The 17,327-nt window shown below is 34.4% G+C and carries 18 protein-coding genes, 2 tRNA genes and 1 other annotated feature; all 20 genes read right to left on the bottom strand.

All coding sequences use genetic code 11. From position 1 onward, the window contains the following. Window positions 1-81 precede the first annotated feature (81 nt). The 20 genes from rpsG to BSD9I1_RS16970 all read right to left on the bottom strand — a co-directional run bounded on the left by rpsG (window position 82) and on the right by BSD9I1_RS16970 (window position 17,303). On the bottom strand, window positions 82-552 hold the full coding sequence (rpsG, locus tag BSD9I1_RS17065; RefSeq protein WP_035311697.1) for a 30S ribosomal protein S7: 471 nt from the start codon (window positions 550-552) through the stop codon (window positions 82-84). A 141-nt stretch (window positions 553-693) separates the two neighbouring features. Further along, window positions 694-1,071, bottom strand: a complete 378-nt coding sequence (gene rpsL, locus BSD9I1_RS17060; RefSeq protein ID WP_186431333.1) for a 30S ribosomal protein S12 — start codon at window positions 1,069-1,071, stop codon at window positions 694-696. A 60-nt stretch (window positions 1,072-1,131) separates the two neighbouring features. Beyond that, window positions 1,132-1,374: a ribosomal L7Ae/L30e/S12e/Gadd45 family protein gene (locus BSD9I1_RS17055; RefSeq protein WP_186431332.1), complete on the bottom strand. Its 243-nt coding sequence runs from the start codon at window positions 1,372-1,374 to the stop codon at window positions 1,132-1,134. 115 nt (window positions 1,375-1,489) lie between these two features. Further along, window positions 1,490-5,041: a DNA-directed RNA polymerase subunit beta' gene (gene rpoC / locus BSD9I1_RS17050; RefSeq protein ID WP_186431331.1), complete on the bottom strand. Its 3,552-nt coding sequence runs from the start codon at window positions 5,039-5,041 to the stop codon at window positions 1,490-1,492. A gap of 20 nt (window positions 5,042-5,061) precedes the next feature. Beyond that, the gene (gene rpoB / locus BSD9I1_RS17045; RefSeq protein WP_186431330.1) at window positions 5,062-8,772 is read right to left on the bottom strand and encodes a DNA-directed RNA polymerase subunit beta; all 3,711 of its coding nucleotides are present in this window, start codon (window positions 8,770-8,772) and stop codon (window positions 5,062-5,064) included. A gap of 270 nt (window positions 8,773-9,042) precedes the next feature. Further along, window positions 9,043-9,411: a 50S ribosomal protein L7/L12 gene (gene rplL, locus BSD9I1_RS17040; protein WP_035311703.1), complete on the bottom strand. Its 369-nt coding sequence runs from the start codon at window positions 9,409-9,411 to the stop codon at window positions 9,043-9,045. Window positions 9,412-9,441: 30 nt separating this feature from the next. Beyond that, entirely contained in the window at window positions 9,442-9,948 is a 507-nt protein-coding gene (rplJ, locus tag BSD9I1_RS17035; RefSeq protein WP_186431329.1) for a 50S ribosomal protein L10, read from the bottom strand. 27 nt (window positions 9,949-9,975) lie between these two features. Further along, window positions 9,976-10,104 (bottom strand) — a sequence feature (ribosomal protein L10 leader region). Between the two features lie 38 nt (window positions 10,105-10,142). Then, on the bottom strand, window positions 10,143-10,838 hold the full coding sequence (gene rplA / locus BSD9I1_RS17030; protein WP_035311706.1) for a 50S ribosomal protein L1: 696 nt from the start codon (window positions 10,836-10,838) through the stop codon (window positions 10,143-10,145). Window positions 10,839-10,894: 56 nt separating this feature from the next. Next, window positions 10,895-11,320 carry a 50S ribosomal protein L11 gene (gene rplK / locus BSD9I1_RS17025; RefSeq protein ID WP_035311707.1) on the bottom strand — a complete coding sequence of 142 codons (426 nt, stop codon included), beginning with the start codon at window positions 11,318-11,320 and terminating at the stop codon, window positions 10,895-10,897. A 70-nt stretch (window positions 11,321-11,390) separates the two neighbouring features. After that, complete coding sequence (gene nusG, locus BSD9I1_RS17020) at window positions 11,391-11,915, bottom strand: transcription termination/antitermination protein NusG (protein WP_035311708.1); 525 nt, start codon at window positions 11,913-11,915, stop codon at window positions 11,391-11,393. Window positions 11,916-11,963: 48 nt separating this feature from the next. Next, a complete protein-coding gene (secE, locus tag BSD9I1_RS17015) occupies window positions 11,964-12,194 on the bottom strand; it encodes a preprotein translocase subunit SecE (protein ID WP_035311709.1) in 231 nt (76 codons plus the stop codon). A 37-nt stretch (window positions 12,195-12,231) separates the two neighbouring features. Continuing rightward, window positions 12,232-12,381 (bottom strand): 50S ribosomal protein L33, encoded by a 150-nt coding sequence (rpmG, locus tag BSD9I1_RS17010; protein ID WP_035311710.1) that lies wholly within the window; start codon window positions 12,379-12,381, stop codon window positions 12,232-12,234. A 187-nt stretch (window positions 12,382-12,568) separates the two neighbouring features. Beyond that, complete coding sequence (gene tuf, locus BSD9I1_RS17005; RefSeq protein ID WP_186431328.1) at window positions 12,569-13,762, bottom strand: elongation factor Tu; 1,194 nt, start codon at window positions 13,760-13,762, stop codon at window positions 12,569-12,571. Window positions 13,763-13,850: 88 nt separating this feature from the next. Further along, window positions 13,851-13,926 (bottom strand) — tRNA-Thr (locus tag BSD9I1_RS17000). Between the two features lie 19 nt (window positions 13,927-13,945). Continuing rightward, window positions 13,946-14,020: transfer RNA gene (locus BSD9I1_RS16995), tRNA-Gly, on the bottom strand. Between the two features lie 87 nt (window positions 14,021-14,107). After that, complete coding sequence (gene sigH, locus BSD9I1_RS16990) at window positions 14,108-14,758, bottom strand: RNA polymerase sporulation sigma factor SigH (RefSeq protein ID WP_186431327.1); 651 nt, start codon at window positions 14,756-14,758, stop codon at window positions 14,108-14,110. 75 nt (window positions 14,759-14,833) lie between these two features. After that, entirely contained in the window at window positions 14,834-15,343 is a 510-nt protein-coding gene (locus BSD9I1_RS16985) for an NYN domain-containing protein (RefSeq protein ID WP_186431326.1), read from the bottom strand. Continuing rightward, the gene (rlmB, locus tag BSD9I1_RS16980) at window positions 15,340-16,089 is read right to left on the bottom strand and encodes a 23S rRNA (guanosine(2251)-2'-O)-methyltransferase RlmB (protein WP_186431325.1); all 750 of its coding nucleotides are present in this window, start codon (window positions 16,087-16,089) and stop codon (window positions 15,340-15,342) included. The genes BSD9I1_RS16985 and rlmB overlap by 4 nt, the downstream gene beginning before the upstream one ends. Window positions 16,090-16,109: 20 nt before the next feature. Then, complete coding sequence (gene thyX / locus BSD9I1_RS16975) at window positions 16,110-16,850, bottom strand: FAD-dependent thymidylate synthase (protein WP_186431324.1); 741 nt, start codon at window positions 16,848-16,850, stop codon at window positions 16,110-16,112. 18 nt (window positions 16,851-16,868) lie between these two features. Further along, window positions 16,869-17,303: a Mini-ribonuclease 3 gene (locus tag BSD9I1_RS16970; protein WP_186431323.1), complete on the bottom strand. Its 435-nt coding sequence runs from the start codon at window positions 17,301-17,303 to the stop codon at window positions 16,869-16,871. Between the last annotated feature and the right edge of the window lie 24 nt (window positions 17,304-17,327).

Genomic DNA, 17,327 nt, shown 5'->3' with positions numbered 1-17,327 from the left:
CTCTCGTTTTTGCTAACGAAATCAATTTTAAAATTTGAGAAAACTGCCTTGGTAATATACCAAAACAGTTTTATTTTAATATTAGTATCTGTAATGTGCAAAAGCCTTATTAGCTTCAGCCATTTTATGAGTATCTTCTCTTTTCTTAACAGATGCACCAGTATTATTAGCTGCATCCATTAATTCAGCAGCAAGTCTTTCTCTCATGTATCTCTCGCCTCTTTTTGCAGTTGCAGCAAGAATCCATCTAATACCTAATGTCTGTCTTCTTTCTGGTCTTACTTCCATTGGAACCTGGTATGTAGCACCACCAATTCTTCTTGCTTTTACTTCAAGTAAAGGCATTACATTGTTCATTGCTGCTTCAAACACTTCCATAGGTTCTTTCTGAGTTTTGTTTTGAATTATTTCAAATGCATCGTAGCATATTTTTTGAGCTACTCCCCTTTTTCCGTCTTCCATTATACTGTTTATAAGTTTAGTAACTACTTTGCTATTGTGCATTGGATCTGGTAACACATCTCTTTTTGCTATATGTCCTTTTCTTGGCACTTTTCTTCCCTCCTTAACAATTAAAAGTTTAAGTTCATCGGTACTCGGCTAAAAACCTTAACCGTAAAGTGCTTTGTACTTCTGCAAATTTATGAATATTTATATATAAACGCCGAAGACACAGCACCAATTTAGTTTAGATTATTTTTGTTTTGGTCTCTTAGCACCATACTTTGATCTGCTTTGAAGTCTGTTTGCAACTCCAGCTGAGTCAAGTGCTCCTCTAACGATGTGATATCTCACACCTGGAAGATCTTTAACTCTTCCGCCTCTTATAAGAACAACACTGTGTTCCTGTAAGTTGTGTCCTATACCTGGAATGTATCCAGTAACTTCATATCCATTTGTAAGTCTAATTCTCGCAACTTTTCTTAATGCTGAGTTAGGCTTCTTTGGAGTAGTAGTCTTAACTACAGTACACACTCCTCTTTTTTGTGGGCATTGCTTTAATGCTGGTGCTGTTGACTTAGTTTCTACCGCTTTTCTACCTTTTCTTACTAATTGGTTAATAGTTGGCATTATTACACCTCCTCAATGTATTCGACTAAAATTCTATAAATTAAATTTAAGAATCAGCAACTATTCATTTAGTATAACTGCTGTGGCTGCTCCAACTTCTATGCCACACAGCTTTCCAAGTTCTTTCATAGTGTCAATGTATACTATATCAAGGGAATTATACTGAGCAGCAATTTTAACTTCTTCTACTAACTTATTATCAGCATCTTTAGCAATATATACCTTTTTGCCAGTTCCACTTTTAATAGCTCTCAAAGATTGCTTAAAACCGACAACTTTTTTGCCTTTAAGCCTGTCGATCATTCTTAATCCCCCTTTTGACATATTACAAGAGGTAAAGCTTGTATCTTTACCTCTTCTTTGTAAGCATACAGGTGTATTTTATCACCTTAATTTAATCCTGTCAACATAATTCATGCTAAGCTTTTATTTCATTTGTTAATTCGTCAGCATTCTGTTCTAACCCTTCTGACTCCTTATCTGTACTAAGCTTAACTGATCTATATCTTGTCATTCCAGTACCTGCTGGAATCAATTTACCTATAATTACATTCTCTTTCAATCCTAGTAAAGGATCTATTTTCCCTTTTATAGCAGCATCAGTTAATACTCTAGTTGTTTCTTGGAAGGACGCTGCTGACAAGAATGATTCTGTAGCAAGTGATGCCTTTGTAATTCCTAAGAGAGCAATTCTTCCTAATGCAGGCTGCCCTCCTAAGGCTTCAACTCTTTCATTTTCTTCATTAAAATCAAAAATGTCAATCATTGTTCCTGGTAATAACTCAGTATCACCTGAATCTTCTATTTTAACCTTACGTGTCATTTGTCTTACTACTACTTCAAGATGCTTATCATTTATATCAACACCTTGTAGTCTATAGACCTTTTGCACTTCAGATAATAGATAGTTCTTAACTCCCTTAACACCCTTAATTCTTATTATATCATGCGGATTTACAGAACCCTCTGTAATTTCATCTCCTGCACTTATTACATCACCATTTGCTACTTTTAATCTTGAACCAAAAGGAATATCATAGCTCATTTCTTCTCCAGATTCATTTACAACTACTACTGTTCTCTTTTTCTTTGTTTCCTCAATTCTTACAGTACCAGAAATTTCTGTAACAATAGCTAATCCTTTTGGTTTTCTAGCCTCAAATAATTCCTCAACTCTTGGAAGACCTTGTGTTATATCAGATCCAGCAACCCCACCAGTGTGGAAAGTTCTCATTGTAAGCTGAGTTCCAGGCTCACCTATACTTTGAGCTGCTACTATACCAACTGCTTCTCCAATATTTATTTTTTCAGCAGTTGCCATATTCATTCCGTAACACTTAGCACAAACTCCATGTTTGGATTTACAAGTAAAGACTGATCTTATTCTAACCTTTTTAATGCCTGCATTTTCAATTCTATCGGCAACTTTAGTATCCATATAAGAATCCCTATATGCATAAACCTCTCCTGTGTTAGGATCAACTATGTCTTCCCCTGCATATCTTCCAGTAAGTCTTTCTGAAATACTTTCAATTATTTCATTACCTTCTTTAATTTCTGAAACTTCATATGATTCAGTAGTTCCACAATCTTCTTCTCTTACTATAACATCCTGACTAACGTCAACAAGTCTTCTGGTAAGATAACCTGAGTCAGCCGTTTTTAATGCTGTATCTGCATTACCTTTTCTAGCACCATGTGTAGAAATAAAGTACTCAAGTACATCTAATCCTTCTCTAAATGAAGATCTTATAGGTAATTCAATGATTTTACCAGATGGATTAGCCATAAGTCCTCTCATTCCTGCAAGCTGTTTTATCTGACTCTTAGAACCTCTGGCCCCAGAATCTGCCATCATGAATATAGGATTAAACTTATCTAGATTCGACATAAGCGCGTCTGCTATTTCATCTGTAGTTTTAGTCCATTTTTCTATAACTCTTTCATATCTTTCATCTTCAGATATAAATCCTCTTCTATACTGCTTTTCTATTTTATTAACTACTTCATCTGCTTCTGCTAGCAAAGTCTTTTTGGACTCAGGCACAACCATATCTGCTGTAGCAACTGTAATAGCTCCTATAGTTGAATAATGATATCCCTTTGCCTTTATTTTATCTAACATTACAGATGTTTTAGTTGGACCATGCTTCAGATAGCACTTATTAATTACTTTTCCTAAAGAAGATTTATTAACTAAAAATTCTACTTCTAATTTAAACTTATTCTCAAGAATACTTCTGTCTACAAAACCTAAGTCTTGAGGAATAGCTTCATTAAATATTAATTTACCTGGCGTAGTTTCAATAATTCCTGATTCTACTACTCCATTTTCCTCTTTATACATTCTAACCTTTATTTTAGCATGTATATCTATAGCACCTACTTCATAGGCCATAATAACTTCATCTTGTGATGAAAATGCTTTTCCTTCTCCATTTACACCATCTTTATCTAAAGTTAGATAATATGATCCTAAAACCATATCCTGTGTTGGAACTACAACTGGCTTACCATCAGAAGGTTTTAATATGTTATGTGCTGCAAGCATCAAAAATCTAGCTTCTGACTGAGCTTCTACAGATAGCGGAACGTGAACAGCCATCTGGTCCCCGTCAAAGTCAGCATTATATGCAGTACAAACTAAAGGATGTAACTTTATAGCTCTACCTTCAACTAATACTGGTTGGAACGCCTGTATCCCAAGTCTGTGTAGCGTAGGAGCACGATTTAAAAGTACAGGATGGTCTGATATAGCTTCTTCTAGTACATCCCAAACTTGAGGTTGAACTCTTTCTACCATTCTTTTTGCACTTTTTATATTATGTGCTAGCGCGCCTTCTACAAGCTTTTTCATTACAAATGGCTTAAATAACTCTAAAGCCATTTCCCTAGGCAAACCACATTGGTACATTTTTAATTCTGGACCAACAACTATAACAGAACGTCCCGAGTAATCTACACGCTTACCAAGTAAGTTTTGTCTAAATCTACCTTGTTTACCCTTTAACATATCAGAAAGAGATTTAAGCGGTCTATTTCCCGGACCCGTAACAGGTCTTCCTCTTCTTCCATTATCTATTAAAGCATCTACTGCTTCTTGAAGCATTCTTTTTTCGTTACGTACAATTATGTCTGGTGCCCCTAAGTCTAGTAGCTTCTTTAATCTGTTATTTCTATTTATAACTCTTCTATAAAGATCATTTAAATCAGAAGTTGCAAATCTTCCACCATCTAACTGAACCATAGGTCTTAAATCTGGTGGAATTACAGGTATAACATCTATAATCATCCAATCTGGTCTATTACCGGATTTTCTAAATGATTCTACTACCTCTAATCTTCTTATTATCCTTACTTTCTTTTGTCCAGTACTAGTTTTTAATCCTTCTTTTAACTCTTTAGAAAGACTTTCTAGCTCTATTTCTGCGAGCAATCTTTTAATAGATTCTGCTCCCATCCCTGCTTCAAAGCTTTCTTCACCATATTTATCAACAGCTTCTCTATATTCTTTTTCATTTAAAAGCTGCTTTCTTAACAATGAAGTTTCTTTAGGATCAAGTACTACATAAGATGCAAAATATAATATTTTTTCTAGTGACCTTGGTGACATATCTAATATTAGTCCCATACGAGATGGGATACCTTTGAAATACCAGATATGAGATACAGGGGCTGCTAATTCTATATGCCCCATTCTCTCACGTCTTACTTTAGATTTAGTAACCTCAACGCCACATCTATCACAAACTATACCTTTATATCTTACTCTCTTATATTTTCCACAATGACATTCCCAATCCTTTTGAGGTCCAAATATTCTTTCGCAAAATAATCCATCTCTCTCAGGCTTAAGTGTTCTGTAGTTTATAGTTTCTGGTTTTTTTACCTCACCTCTAGACCATTCTCTAATTTGCTCAGGTGAAGCCAACCCTATCTGTAGTGCATCAAAATTATTTAATTCAAACAAGGGTATATCCTCCCTTCAGATTAATGTTCATCATTAAAATCGCCTAATTCTAAATCGCTTTGTAACTCATCTAATGGTAAATCATCGAAGTCCTCTAAGTCTATATCTTCATCTATATTGTCATCTTTTAGTTCTTCTATAAGTTCTTCTTCAGGTGGTCCTGGAGCAAATTCCTCAGTTCCCTCTATATTAACATCTAATTCTTCTAGATCATCATCTATAGATTCTCTTAATTTTATTTCTTCCTTATCATCATTTAATACTTTTACATCCAGACATAAAGCCTGTAATTCTTTTATTAATACCTTAAATGATTCTGGTACTCCAGGTTCCGGAATGTTTTCTCCCTTAACTATTGACTCATAAGTTTTAACTCTACCTACTACGTCATCAGATTTAACTGTTAATATTTCTTGAAGAGTATGTGCTGCTCCATAAGCTTCAAGAGCCCAAACTTCCATTTCTCCAAATCTCTGTCCACCGAACTGTGCTTTACCTCCTAAAGGCTGCTGAGTTACTAACGAATATGGACCTGTAGATCTAGCATGTATTTTATCATCAACTAAATGTGCAAGTTTAAGAATATACATGTATCCAACAGTTACTCTATTATGGAATGCTTCTCCTGTTCTTCCATCATATAATAATGTTTTTCCATCCTCAGTGTAACCAGCCTTAGTTAGGCATTCTAATATTTCAGATTCAGTTGCTCCATCAAATACAGGAGTTGCAATATGCCATCCTAATTCACTGGCTGCCCATCCTAAATGAACTTCAAGCACCTGCCCTATATTCATACGTGAAGGAACGCCTAATGGGTTTAAGCATATTTGCAGAGGTCTTCCATCTGGTAAAAATGGCATATCTTCTTCTGGTAATACTCTTGATATAACCCCTTTATTACCATGTCTTCCAGCCATCTTATCTCCAACAGATATCTTTCTCTTTTGAGCTATATAACATCTAACTAGCTTATTAACTCCTGGTGGAAGTTCATCTCCATTTTCTCTTGTGAACACCTTAACATCTACTATTATACCTGCTTCACCATGAGGAACTCTCAAGGAAGTATCTCTAACTTCTCTTGCTTTTTCTCCAAAGATAGCTCTTAAAAGTCTTTCTTCAGCTGTTAATTCAGTTTCACCCTTTGGAGTAACTTTTCCCACAAGTATGTCCCCTGACCTTACTTCTGCACCTATTCTTATTATTCCTCTTTCATCTATATCCTTAAGTGCATCTTCTCCAACATTAGGTATATCTCTTGTTATTTCTTCAGGTCCGAGTTTTGTATCTCTTGATTCTGCCTCATATTCTTCAATATGAATAGAAGTAAATACATCTTCTCTTACAAGTTCCTCTGAAATCAACATAGCATCTTCATAGTTATAACCTTCCCAAGTTATAAAACCTATTCTAATATTTTTACCTAATGCTATTTCTCCTAAATCAGTTGATGGTCCATCCGCAAGAACAGTTCCCTTTTCAACTTTATCACCTTTACTTACAATTGGACGTTGGTTGATACAAGTACCTTGGTTAGATCTTTTAAACTTTAATAGTTTATAAGTATCAACTCCACCATCTGAATCTCTTTTTACTTTAACTTCATTAGCACTCACATATATAACTGTTCCTGAATTTCTGGACTTAGGAAGAACCCCTGAGTCAACAGCTGCTTTGTATTCTATACCAGTTCCTACAACAGGTGCCTGAGGTTTTAAAAGTGGTACTGCCTGACGCTGCATGTTAGAACCCATAAGCGCACGGCTGGCATCATCATTTTCAAGGAATGGTATCATAGCAGTTGCTACAGAAACTAGCTGTCTTGGAGATACATCCATAAAATCTACTTCTGCCTTAGGAACTATAAGTACATCTTCTTTATCTCTTACAGTTACCTTAGAATCAATAAATCTTCCTTCTTCATCTAAAGGTTCGTTAGCCTGAGCTATTAAATACTGATCTTCTTCGTCTGCAGTTATATAAATAACTTCGTCAGTTACTCTGCACTCTTTTTTATCAACTTTTCTATATGGAGCTTCTATAAATCCGTATTCATTCACTCGCGCATACGTAGCAAGTGAGTTTATAAGACCTATATTAGGTCCTTCAGGCGTTTCTATAGGGCACATTCTTCCATAATGTGAATGGTGAACGTCTCTAACTTCAAAACCTGCTCTTTCTCTTGAAAGTCCTCCTGGTCCCAATGCTGATAATCTTCTCTTATGTGTAAGTTCTGATAATGGATTTGTTTGATCCATGAACTGTGAAAGCTGCGAACTTCCAAAAAATTCTTTTATAGAAGCTGCCACTGGCCTTATATTAATCAGCGCTTGTGGAGTTATAGATTCCTGATCTTGAATGGTCATTCTTTCTTTTACAACTCTTTCCATTCTAGAAAGACCTATTCTAAATTGATTTTGTAATAGTTCTCCTACAGACCTTAACCTTCTATTCCCTAGATGGTCTATATCATCTGTATATCCTATTCCATAAGGCAATCCCAACTCATAACTTATAGTTGCATAGATATCATCTCTTATTATATGCTTAGGAATCAATCTATGAATGTTTTTTCTTATTTGATCCTTTATACTAGATTCTTCAGTATAATTATCTAGTATTTCTTTTAAAGTCGGATAATGTACTAATTCTTTAATATTTAAATCATCTATGTTAAACTCTATAAGCTTATGTATATCTACAAAATGATTTCCTATTACTCTAACAACCTTGTCATCTACATGAATATCAACCCTGTTTACTCCAGAATTTTGTATCTCTAAAGCTTTTTCTCTCTCGATTTTTTCACCCTTCTGTACTAGGATTTCTCCTGTAATAGGATTTATTACATCTTCGGCAGCAACCTGGTTTGTAATTCTTAAATGTAAGGATAACTTTCTGTTAAATTTATATCTACCTACTCTAGATAAATCATATCTTTTAGCATCAAAAAACAATGATTCTATCAATGATATTGCACTATCTACTGTTGGTGGTTCACCTGGTCTTAATCTTTTATATATTTCAAGTAAACCTTCTTCTTTAGTTTTTGTATTATCTTTTTCTATAGTAGCCTTCAATCTCTCGTCTTCACCAAAATAATCTAATATCTCAGCATCCGTTCCAAAGCCCATTGATCTAGCTAAAATAGAAATAGGCAATTTTCTTGTTTTGTCTATTCTTACATATATTACGTCATTAGAATCTGTCTCATACTCAAGCCATGCACCCCTGTTTGGAATTACTGTAGCAGAAAATAACGGCTTACCAGTCTTATCAAGTGCAACATTATAGTAAACACCTGGTGACCTAACCAGCTGACTTACGATAACTCTTTCAGCTCCATTTATTATGAAAGTTCCCTGTTCGGTCATAAGAGGGAAATCTCCCATAAATACTTCCTGTTCTTTTATTTCACCAGTTTCTTTATTAATAAGTCTTACACTTACCTTTAATGGTGCTGCATAAGTAGCGTCTCTTTCCTTACATTCTTCTACGGAGTACTTTGTATTTTCCATGTCTAATTTGTAACCTATAAACTCTAGGTTAAGGTTTCCTGTATAGTCTTGAATAGGATTAATATCATCAAAAACCTCTTCAAGCCCCTCTTTCAAAAACCATTGATAGGAATCTAATTGAACCTCAATTAAATTTGGCATATCGCCAACTTCTTTAAGCTTAGAAAAGCTCATTCTTGTTCTTTTACCCACTTGGACAGGATGTACCATTAAAATTTCACCCCTTGCATAAAGTAAAAATAACCAAAAACACCTAGTGTTTCTGGGTTGTATGCATTGCATCATAATATTATAACCAATTTTATTTATTTAATTCAATATTTTAAAATAAATACAATATATTTATTCTATAATGTATAATCAATGCAATTTATTATATTATCATAACAATAACAAGATGTCAATACTATTATCAAAATTATATACCTTATAAAAAAAGAGGTACTTAGAAAGTACCTCTTTTGAATTATATTTAAGCAATTACTTTAATTCTACAGTTGCACCAACTTCAGCAAGCTTAGCTTTCATTGCTTCAGCTTCGTCCTTAGCTACAGCTTCCTTTAATGTCTTTGGAGCTCCGTCAACTATTTCTTTAGCTTCTTTTAAGCCTAATCCAGTTATTTCTCTAACAGCTTTTATAACCTTTATTTTTTCTGATCCTGCGTTAGCTAAAACAACATCGAATTCAGTTTTTTCTTCAGCAGCTGCAGCTCCTGCTCCAGCAACTCCTGCTACAGCAACTGGTGCAGCAGCACTTACTCCAAATTCTTCTTCACATGCCTTTACTAGTTCATTTAATTCTAAAACAGTCATTTCTTTTATAGCCTGTATGATTTCTTCTCTTGTCATTATTAAGCACCTCCAAATTTTCTCTTATTATTAAGCTTGAGTTTCCTCAGTTTCTTTCTTTTCTTTAACTGCATTTAGTAAATATGCAAAGTTTGATACTGGAGCTTTGAAGCTTCCAAGTAATTTTGCAATAAGTACTTCTCTTGGTGGTATATCAGCAAGCTGTTTAATCTTGTCAGTATCATATACTTCTCCTTGAACTAATCCACCCTTTAGTTCTAGTTTCTTATGAGCTTTAGCAAAGTCATTAAGAACTCTTGCTGGTGCAGTTGGATCTTCATATCCAAAAGCTACTGAAATTGGTCCTTGAAGAAATTCTACCATTCCTTCATAACCTAATTCTTTAGCTGCTAGAGTAGTTAAAGTGTTTTTATAAACTTTATATTCAACACCTGCTTCTCTTAACTTGCTTCTTAATTCAGTGTCTTCTTCTACTGTTAATCCCTGATATTGAGCTAAAATCACGCTCTCTGCTTTTTCTAATTTTTCTTTTATTTCTGCTACTTTAGCTTCTTTTAACTGTCTATTGTTTGCCACTGTGTGTCCACCTCCTCACAGTTTAATTTATATAAAATTAAAGGTTTCTCCCGTAGACGCGGAGAAACCAAATATAGTCATATATTGGAACCCTCGGTAGGTTGAAATTCGTTATGCTTACGCACCTACTGTCTACGGTATATTGCCTTATTCAACTTTTAAAATAATATCAAATTTTAGACTCTATGTCAATACTATTCTAAAACTTTTGTTGGGTTAACTTTTATTCCAGGACCCATTGTGCTGGAAATAACCACTGATTTAACATATTGTCCTTTAGCTGCTGCTGGTTTAGCCTTAATAACAGCTTCCATTAATGTATGGAAGTTATTAACTAACTTTTCAGCACCAAAAGATCCTTTTCCTAATGGAACGTGAATTATAGCAGTTTTATCAACTCTATATTCAACTTTACCAGCTTTAATATCTGCTAAAGCCTTAGTAACATCAAATGTAACTGTACCTGATTTTGGGTTTGGCATTAATCCCTTAGGTCCTAATACTCTACCAAGTCTACCAACTACTCCCATCATGTCTGGTGTAGCAACAACTACATCAAAATCAAACCAGTTTTCCTTTTGAATTTTATCTACTAATTCTTCTGCTCCAACATAATCTGCTCCTGCTGCTTCAGCTTCTTTAGCTTTATCTCCCTTTGCGAATACTAAAACTTTTACAGTTTTACCTGTTCCGTGTGGAAGAACTACAGCTCCTCTAACCTGCTGATCTGCATGTCTTGGATCTACTCCTAGTCTTACAGCAAGTTCAATAGTTTCATCAAACTTAGCCTTAGAAGTCTTTACAACAAGTTCCATAGCTTCTGCTGCAGTGTATAGAGCATTTTTATCAACTAATTTAGCACTTTCGATATATTTCTTTCCTTTAGACATTTCATTACCTCCTTCGTGGTTTTAGCGGTTGTTACCTCCCACTTTTAAAACGTTGACTATTCTTCTATAGTTACGCCCATGCTTCTTGCTGTTCCAGCAATCATGCTCATAGCAGCTTCTACTGATGCTGCATTTAAGTCTGGCATCTTAGTTTCGGCAATTTGCTTCAACTGTTCTTTTGTAAGCTTAGCAACTTTTGTCTTATTTGGCACACCAGATCCACTTTCTATTCCAACAGCCTTTTTAATTAATACTGCTGCAGGTGGAGTCTTTAGTATAAAACTAAAAGATCTATCCTGGTAAACTGTTATTACAACTGGAATTATTAAACCAGCTTGACTAGCTGTTTTAGCATTGAATTCCTTTGTAAATGCCATAATGTTTACACCATGTTGGCCTAATGCAGGTCCTACTGGTGGTGCTGGAGTTGCTTTCCCTGCAGGAAGTTGAAGTTTTATCATTCCTGTAACCTTTTTAGCCATAATTTACACCTCCTATAAATGTGGTATAATCGGATTTAAAATCCTCCCACTTGTAAACCTTCGCTTTTGATTAGTCTAATTTATCTATCTGATTAAAATCAAGTTCAACAGGGGTTTCCCTGCCAAACATGTTGACTAAAGCCTTAATTTTTCTTTTTTCAACATTTATCTCTTGGATAACTGCTGCAAAATCTTCTAATGGACCAGAAACAACCTTTACGGTCTCTCCAACTTGGAAATCTATATCCATTATCCTATCTACTATACCCATGGAATTAACTTCTTCATCAGTTAATGCAACAGGTTTAGATCCAGGTCCTACAAATCCTGTAACACCTCTGGTATTTCTAACTACATACCAGGAGTCATCAGTCATAACCATTTTGACAAGAACGTATCCCGGGAATACCTTTTTAAGTGTTACTTTCTTTTTTCCATCTTTAGTTATTTCTATTTGTTCTTCCATAGGAACTTGAACATCACATATCCAATCATGTAGATTTCTATTTTCAATAGTCTTCTCTAGGTTAGCTTTAACCTTATTCTCATATCCTGAATATGTGTGAACTACATACCATCTAGCTCTCTCTGCCATAATTCAAGGGACGGGAGTATTTCTCGACCCCTACCTCCTTTTTTATGTTTATTTTAATATAAACTGAGATAAATTTTTAAACACAAAATCAAATACAGTAATAGCTACTATATAGATTAGGCAAAAAGTTAACACAGTAGTGGTTGCTTTTTTTACTTCTTGTCTAGAGGCCCAGGTTATTCTCTTAAACTCAGCTTTAAATTCCTTGAAAAATTTAATTAATCCACCTTTTTTCTCAGATGCATTATTAAGTTTTTTTACCTTTTCTACAGAACTCATAATTTCACATCCCTGAAATTTAATATGCCTCTATGTATTACTTTGTTTCTTTATGAATAGTGTGTTTGCGACAGAATCTGCAGTATTTTCTCATTTCTAATCTATCTGGATCATTTTTCTTATTTTTCATTGTATCGTAATTTCTTTGCTTACATTCTGTACATGCTAAAGTAACTTTTATTCTCATCTCTACACCTCCTGGTACTCTCCTGGTACATATAAAAACGCAGGAAGATTATATTGGCTGTATTTAAGCATTACTTAAATAATTTATCATAATTGAATTTATATGTCAATGAAAATCATAAATAAAGTGACTAGTAATGTTTTACTTTTAAAAGGACCAGGTCTAGAAACCCAGTCCTAATTTTTTATTATTCTTCTATTGTAGTAACAACACCTGAACCTACTGTTCTTCCACCTTCTCTGATAGCGAATCTTAATCCTTCATCCATAGCTATTGGAGTGATTAATTCAACTTTCATGTCTATGTGGTCTCCAGGCATTACCATTTCCATTCCATCTGGTAATTTGATTGATCCTGTAACGTCTGTTGTTCTGAAATAGAACTGTGGTCTATATCCGTCGAAGAATGGTGTGTGTCTTCCGCCTTCTTCTTTCTTTAATACGTATACTTGACCTACGAATTTCTTGTGTGGGTGTACAGAATTTGGTGCTGCTAATACTTGACCTCTTTCGATGTCATCTCTCTGTACTCCTCTTAATAATGCTCCAATGTTGTCTCCTGCCATTGCTGAATCAAGTAACTTTCTGAACATTTCTATTCCTGTTACTACTGTCTTTCTCTTTTCTTCAGTTAATCCTACTACTTCTACTTCATCAGCTACTTTTAATATTCCTGATTCAACTCTTCCTGTTGCAACTGTTCCTCTTCCAGTGATTGTGAAGATATCTTCTACTGGCATTAAGAATGGTTTGTCAGTTGCTCTTTCTGGAGTTGGGATATATTCATCTACTGCTGCCATTAAGTCCATTATTGGTTTTGTCTTTTCTTCATCTGTTGGGTTTTCTAATGCTTGTAGTGCTGATCCTACTACGATTGGTGCTTCGTCTCCATCGAATCCGTATTCACTTAATAATTCTCTTATTTCCATTTCAACTAATTCGATTAATTCTGGATCATCTACCATATCTGCTTTGTTTAAGAATACTACTATTTTTTCAACTCCAACTCTGGAAGCTAGTAGTATGTGTTCTCTTGTCTGTGGCATTGGACCATCTGCTGCACTTACAACTAAGATAGCTCCATCCATCTGTGCTGCCCCTGTTATCATGTTCTTAACATAGTCAGCATGTCCTGGACAATCAACGTGTGCATAGTGTCTGTTTTCTGTCTGATATTCAACGTGTGCTGTGTTGATTGTAATTCCTCTTTCTCTTTCTTCTGGTGCCTTATCTATTGATGCATAGTCAAACGCTTCAGCAAATCCCTTTTTTGATAATACTGTTGTTATTGCTGCTGTTAATGTTGTCTTACCATGGTCTACGTGACCTATTGTTCCTATGTTTACATGAGGTTTGTTTCTTTCAAATTTTGCCTTTGCCATTTTTTATTTCCTCCTTTATGTTAAACAATTATTTTTACTTGAGTAAACTTACCCTGGTGTGTTTATGTTATTACATATGTAAAAAATATGGAGCCCATAACCGGGATTGAACCGGTGACCTCCACCTTACCAAGGTGACGCTCTACCTACTGAGCTATATGGGCAATTTGGAAAACGAAACTCTGGAGCGGGAAACGGGGATTGAACCCGCGGCAACTAGCTTGGGAAGCTAGTGTTCTACCACTGAACTACTCCCGCCCGAATAGTTCAAATCAGCATACAAATAAAACACTGTATACCGATTACTAATTTTAATATAACTACTACACTTTGTCAATATAAAATTTATTTAATGTTTAAACATTTTTCCAATTTTCTTTTTACACGTTGAAGCGCATTATCTATAGATTTAGCATGCCTATCCAAATCACATGCGATTTCTTGATACGACTTACCATCTATGTACGACATTAATACTTCCATCTCTAAATCAGATAGCACTTCCCCTATTTCGGTTTGTATATGATTTATTTCTTCCCTGCTTATTATTAACTCTTCAGGATCTGCAACCCTTGCTTCAGATAAAATATCCATTAATGTTCTATCTGACTCTTCATCATAAATGGGCTTATTAAGAGAAATATACGTATTTAACGGTATATGTTTTTGCCTAGTAGCCGTTTTTATCGCTGTAATTATTTGCCTTGTGACACAAAGTTCTGCAAATGCTTTAAATGAAGATAATTTGTCTGGTTTAAAATCTCTAATAGCTTTATACAAGCCTATCATTCCTTCTTGATAAATATCTTCTTTATCGGCTCCTATTAAAAAATATGACTTTGCTTTAGATTTTACAAAATTCTCATATTTATTAATTAAATATTCCTGAGCTCTTGAATCTCCTGTTTTAGCTTGACTTACTATTTCTTCATCCAACATTTCCTTATACTTTAACAATTGAGTATTCGCACTCTTACTGACAACCCCTTTTCCCACATAACATCCCCCCTAGATATTTGTGCTACAAGTTAAATTATACCTTACAAGCATTTTCATAGTCAAGGAATTTACTCAACTTTTGCGAATTTTTTGAAGTTTTTCCAGAACATTTTCATCTATTCGCTCTTCTAAAGTTATTTTTTCTCTTATAGAACTTTTTTCTATGTTTGTATTTATTCTTTTTTCTACACTTTTCACTTCATGATAAAATTCCAAGGAGGACATTCTAATTGCCCCCCTTTGGAATATTAATTGTTGTTCTAATGCATCCGATGTTACTACAAAAACCTCTATTTTTCTTCCTACATTATTTACTATTCTTTCAATAAAGCTATCTGCTGTTTCATTTTCTTTAGTAAACACCGCAACCAAATTTTCTCCGTACTTTTCCCTTTTTTCAATACTTTTCTCTACCATATGTGCATCAAAAACCAAAAAAATCTTGTATCCATTAAAAGAAGCATAGTTCTGTAATGTTTCTATAAGCTTCTCTCTGGCGGATTCTAAACTATAATTTTTTATTTTTTTTAAATTTGGCCAACTATTTATTACATTATACCCATCTACAAATACATTTCTCACTTTTTCTCTCTGACCAATCGTTGCTTTAATATTTCATACATCAATATGCCCCCCGCCACAGAAGCGTTTAGAGAATTAACTCTTCCAAGCATAGGGATTTTTATTAACACATCACATTTTTCTTGAGTTAATTTAGACATACCCTTGCCCTCACTGCCAATTATAAGCGCTATACTTCCTTCTAAATTAGCTTCATAGCAGTACTGCTCTCCTTTAATGTCAGCACCATATACCCAAATTCCGTTTTCCTTCAATTCATCTATTGTACTATTTATATTAGACACCTTTGCAATTTTCACATGTTCCACAGCTCCTGCTGAGGATTTATATACCGTTGGTGTCACACCAACACTTCTTCTCTTAGAAATGATTATACCATGTACTCCAGACACCTCTGCAGTTCTTATGATTGCACCAAAATTATGAGGATCTTCTATTTCATCTAAAATAACTATAAAAGGTTTTTCTCCTTTTTCCTTAGCATAATCTAGTATATCTGCTACATCACAATATTTATAGGGTGTCTTATATGCTATTACCCCCTGATGACTTCCCGTTTCTGAAATCGAATCCAGTTTTTTTCTATCCACCTCTTTTACTACTACCTTTTTTTCACGTGCCAATGAAAGTATCAAATTAATAGAACCCTTGGTATCTCCTTTAGCTACTAACACCTGCTCTATAGTAGTATCTGCCTTTAACGCTTCTATTACTGCATTTCTTCCTTCTAATATATTTTCACTCATAATTGATCCCTCTTTTTATCTTAAAGTTCTTCTTTATATTTTTTTCTCACTGATTCTATATTGCCACAACTCATTTTTCCTTCTGGGCAAGCATTATTTATACAGGAAGGTCCGCTATATCTAAATAAAATAGGTGCTACCTTTTTAACCTCTACTAGCATAGCATCTGCTAAGTTTCTAATTTCCCATTGAGCTCTATTACAACATCTATGTCTAAAAAAGTTCATTAAGCTTCTGGCATTCATAGTAAATACTATTTTAGTTTCACAAGCATTGGGGAATACATATCTAGCATCTTCTATAGCTTTTTTCTCAGCAGAACTTTTTGTAATACCTCGTTCTAAATATCCCTCTTCTAAAAGCTTAACTATTTCATTATAAGACCTTTGACTATCTTCCATGGATTTTTGAAATAATATTTTAGCTTCCTCATTCTTAGCTATTTCCGGTGGAATTATATATTCAAATTGATCAAGCTTCACATATCTCTGGCTTTGCTGTGAATATGATGCTATTCTATGTCTAACTAATTGATGAGACAAACTTCTCGATATTCCCTCTGCTGCAAAAGTAAATGAAACATGCTCTATTGGTGATTCATGTCCATAAGACATAAGCATATTTAAGAACTTTTCTATTTTATCTTTATCTAGATTAGTTTCTATCTCATCTACACCAACAGAGCTATAGCATAATTTTGCAGCTTCAGCTATGACTCTTTCTGGATTTGGTGTATGTTCTAATAATCTTACTTTCAACAATTTCGCTTCCCCCTAAACTTACCTATCCTGACTATTATTTTGTTTGTAAACATCAAGTACTCTATTCAATACACATTTTAGTCTATCACTTTGTTCGGTTAAATATAAATATCCAATAAGGCTTTCGAATCCTGTAGCCATCCTATAATCCTGAACATCAGCATTTTTAGGGACTGTGGCTGATTTAGTGTTCCTTCCTCTTTTAAAAATCGAGAATTCCTCTTCAGTTAATTCATCAATTATATTTTTTGCAAACTCACTTTGAGCTTGAGCTTTCACAAATTCTACAGCCCTTTTATGAAGTTTGTGTACATGCATATCTCTATAATTATCTACTAAATATGCCCTTACAAATACCTCATAAATAGCATCCCCCACAAAAGCTAATACAAGAGGATTTAAATATCTAGCTTCTGCAGGAGTAAATCTATTCTCTAAAAAAGACATTTCCATTATTATTCTTCCTTATTTCTTAAA

The organism is Clostridium sp. BSD9I1 (assembly GCF_900185645.1).
Taxonomy (GTDB): domain Bacteria; phylum Bacillota; class Clostridia; order Clostridiales; family Clostridiaceae; genus Clostridium_AK.
The sequence above is the reverse complement of the archived record's forward strand: the minus strand, read 5'-3'. Positions and strand labels throughout refer to the sequence as shown.

What these genes read in the sequence shown, in the direction of transcription:
- rpsL (WP_186431333.1), bottom strand. Translation starts at nt 1,071, where the DNA reads ATGCCAACTATTAACCAATTAGTAAGAAAAGGTAGAAAAGCGGTAGAA.
- BSD9I1_RS17055 (WP_186431332.1), bottom strand. Translation starts at nt 1,374, where the DNA reads ATGATCGACAGGCTTAAAGGCAAAAAAGTTGTCGGTTTTAAGCAATCT.
- rpoB (WP_186431330.1), bottom strand. Translation starts at nt 8,772, where the DNA reads ATGGTACATCCTGTCCAAGTGGGTAAAAGAACAAGAATGAGCTTTTCT.
- rplL (WP_035311703.1), bottom strand. Translation starts at nt 9,411, where the DNA reads ATGACAAGAGAAGAAATCATACAGGCTATAAAAGAAATGACTGTTTTA.
- rplA (WP_035311706.1), bottom strand. Translation starts at nt 10,838, where the DNA reads ATGTCTAAAGGAAAGAAATATATCGAAAGTGCTAAATTAGTTGATAAA.
- rplK (WP_035311707.1), bottom strand. Translation starts at nt 11,320, where the DNA reads ATGGCTAAAAAGGTTACAGGAATGATAAAACTTCAACTTCCTGCAGGG.
- nusG (WP_035311708.1), bottom strand. Translation starts at nt 11,915, where the DNA reads ATGGCAGAGAGAGCTAGATGGTATGTAGTTCACACATATTCAGGATAT.
- secE (WP_035311709.1), bottom strand. Translation starts at nt 12,194, where the DNA reads ATGAGTTCTGTAGAAAAGGTAAAAAAACTTAATAATGCATCTGAGAAA.
- rpmG (WP_035311710.1), bottom strand. Translation starts at nt 12,381, where the DNA reads ATGAGAATAAAAGTTACTTTAGCATGTACAGAATGTAAGCAAAGAAAT.
- tuf (WP_186431328.1), bottom strand. Translation starts at nt 13,762, where the DNA reads ATGGCAAAGGCAAAATTTGAAAGAAACAAACCTCATGTAAACATAGGA.
- rlmB (WP_186431325.1), bottom strand. Translation starts at nt 16,089, where the DNA reads ATGAGTGAAAATATATTAGAAGGAAGAAATGCAGTAATAGAAGCGTTA.
- BSD9I1_RS16970 (WP_186431323.1), bottom strand. Translation starts at nt 17,303, where the DNA reads ATGGAAATGTCTTTTTTAGAGAATAGATTTACTCCTGCAGAAGCTAGA.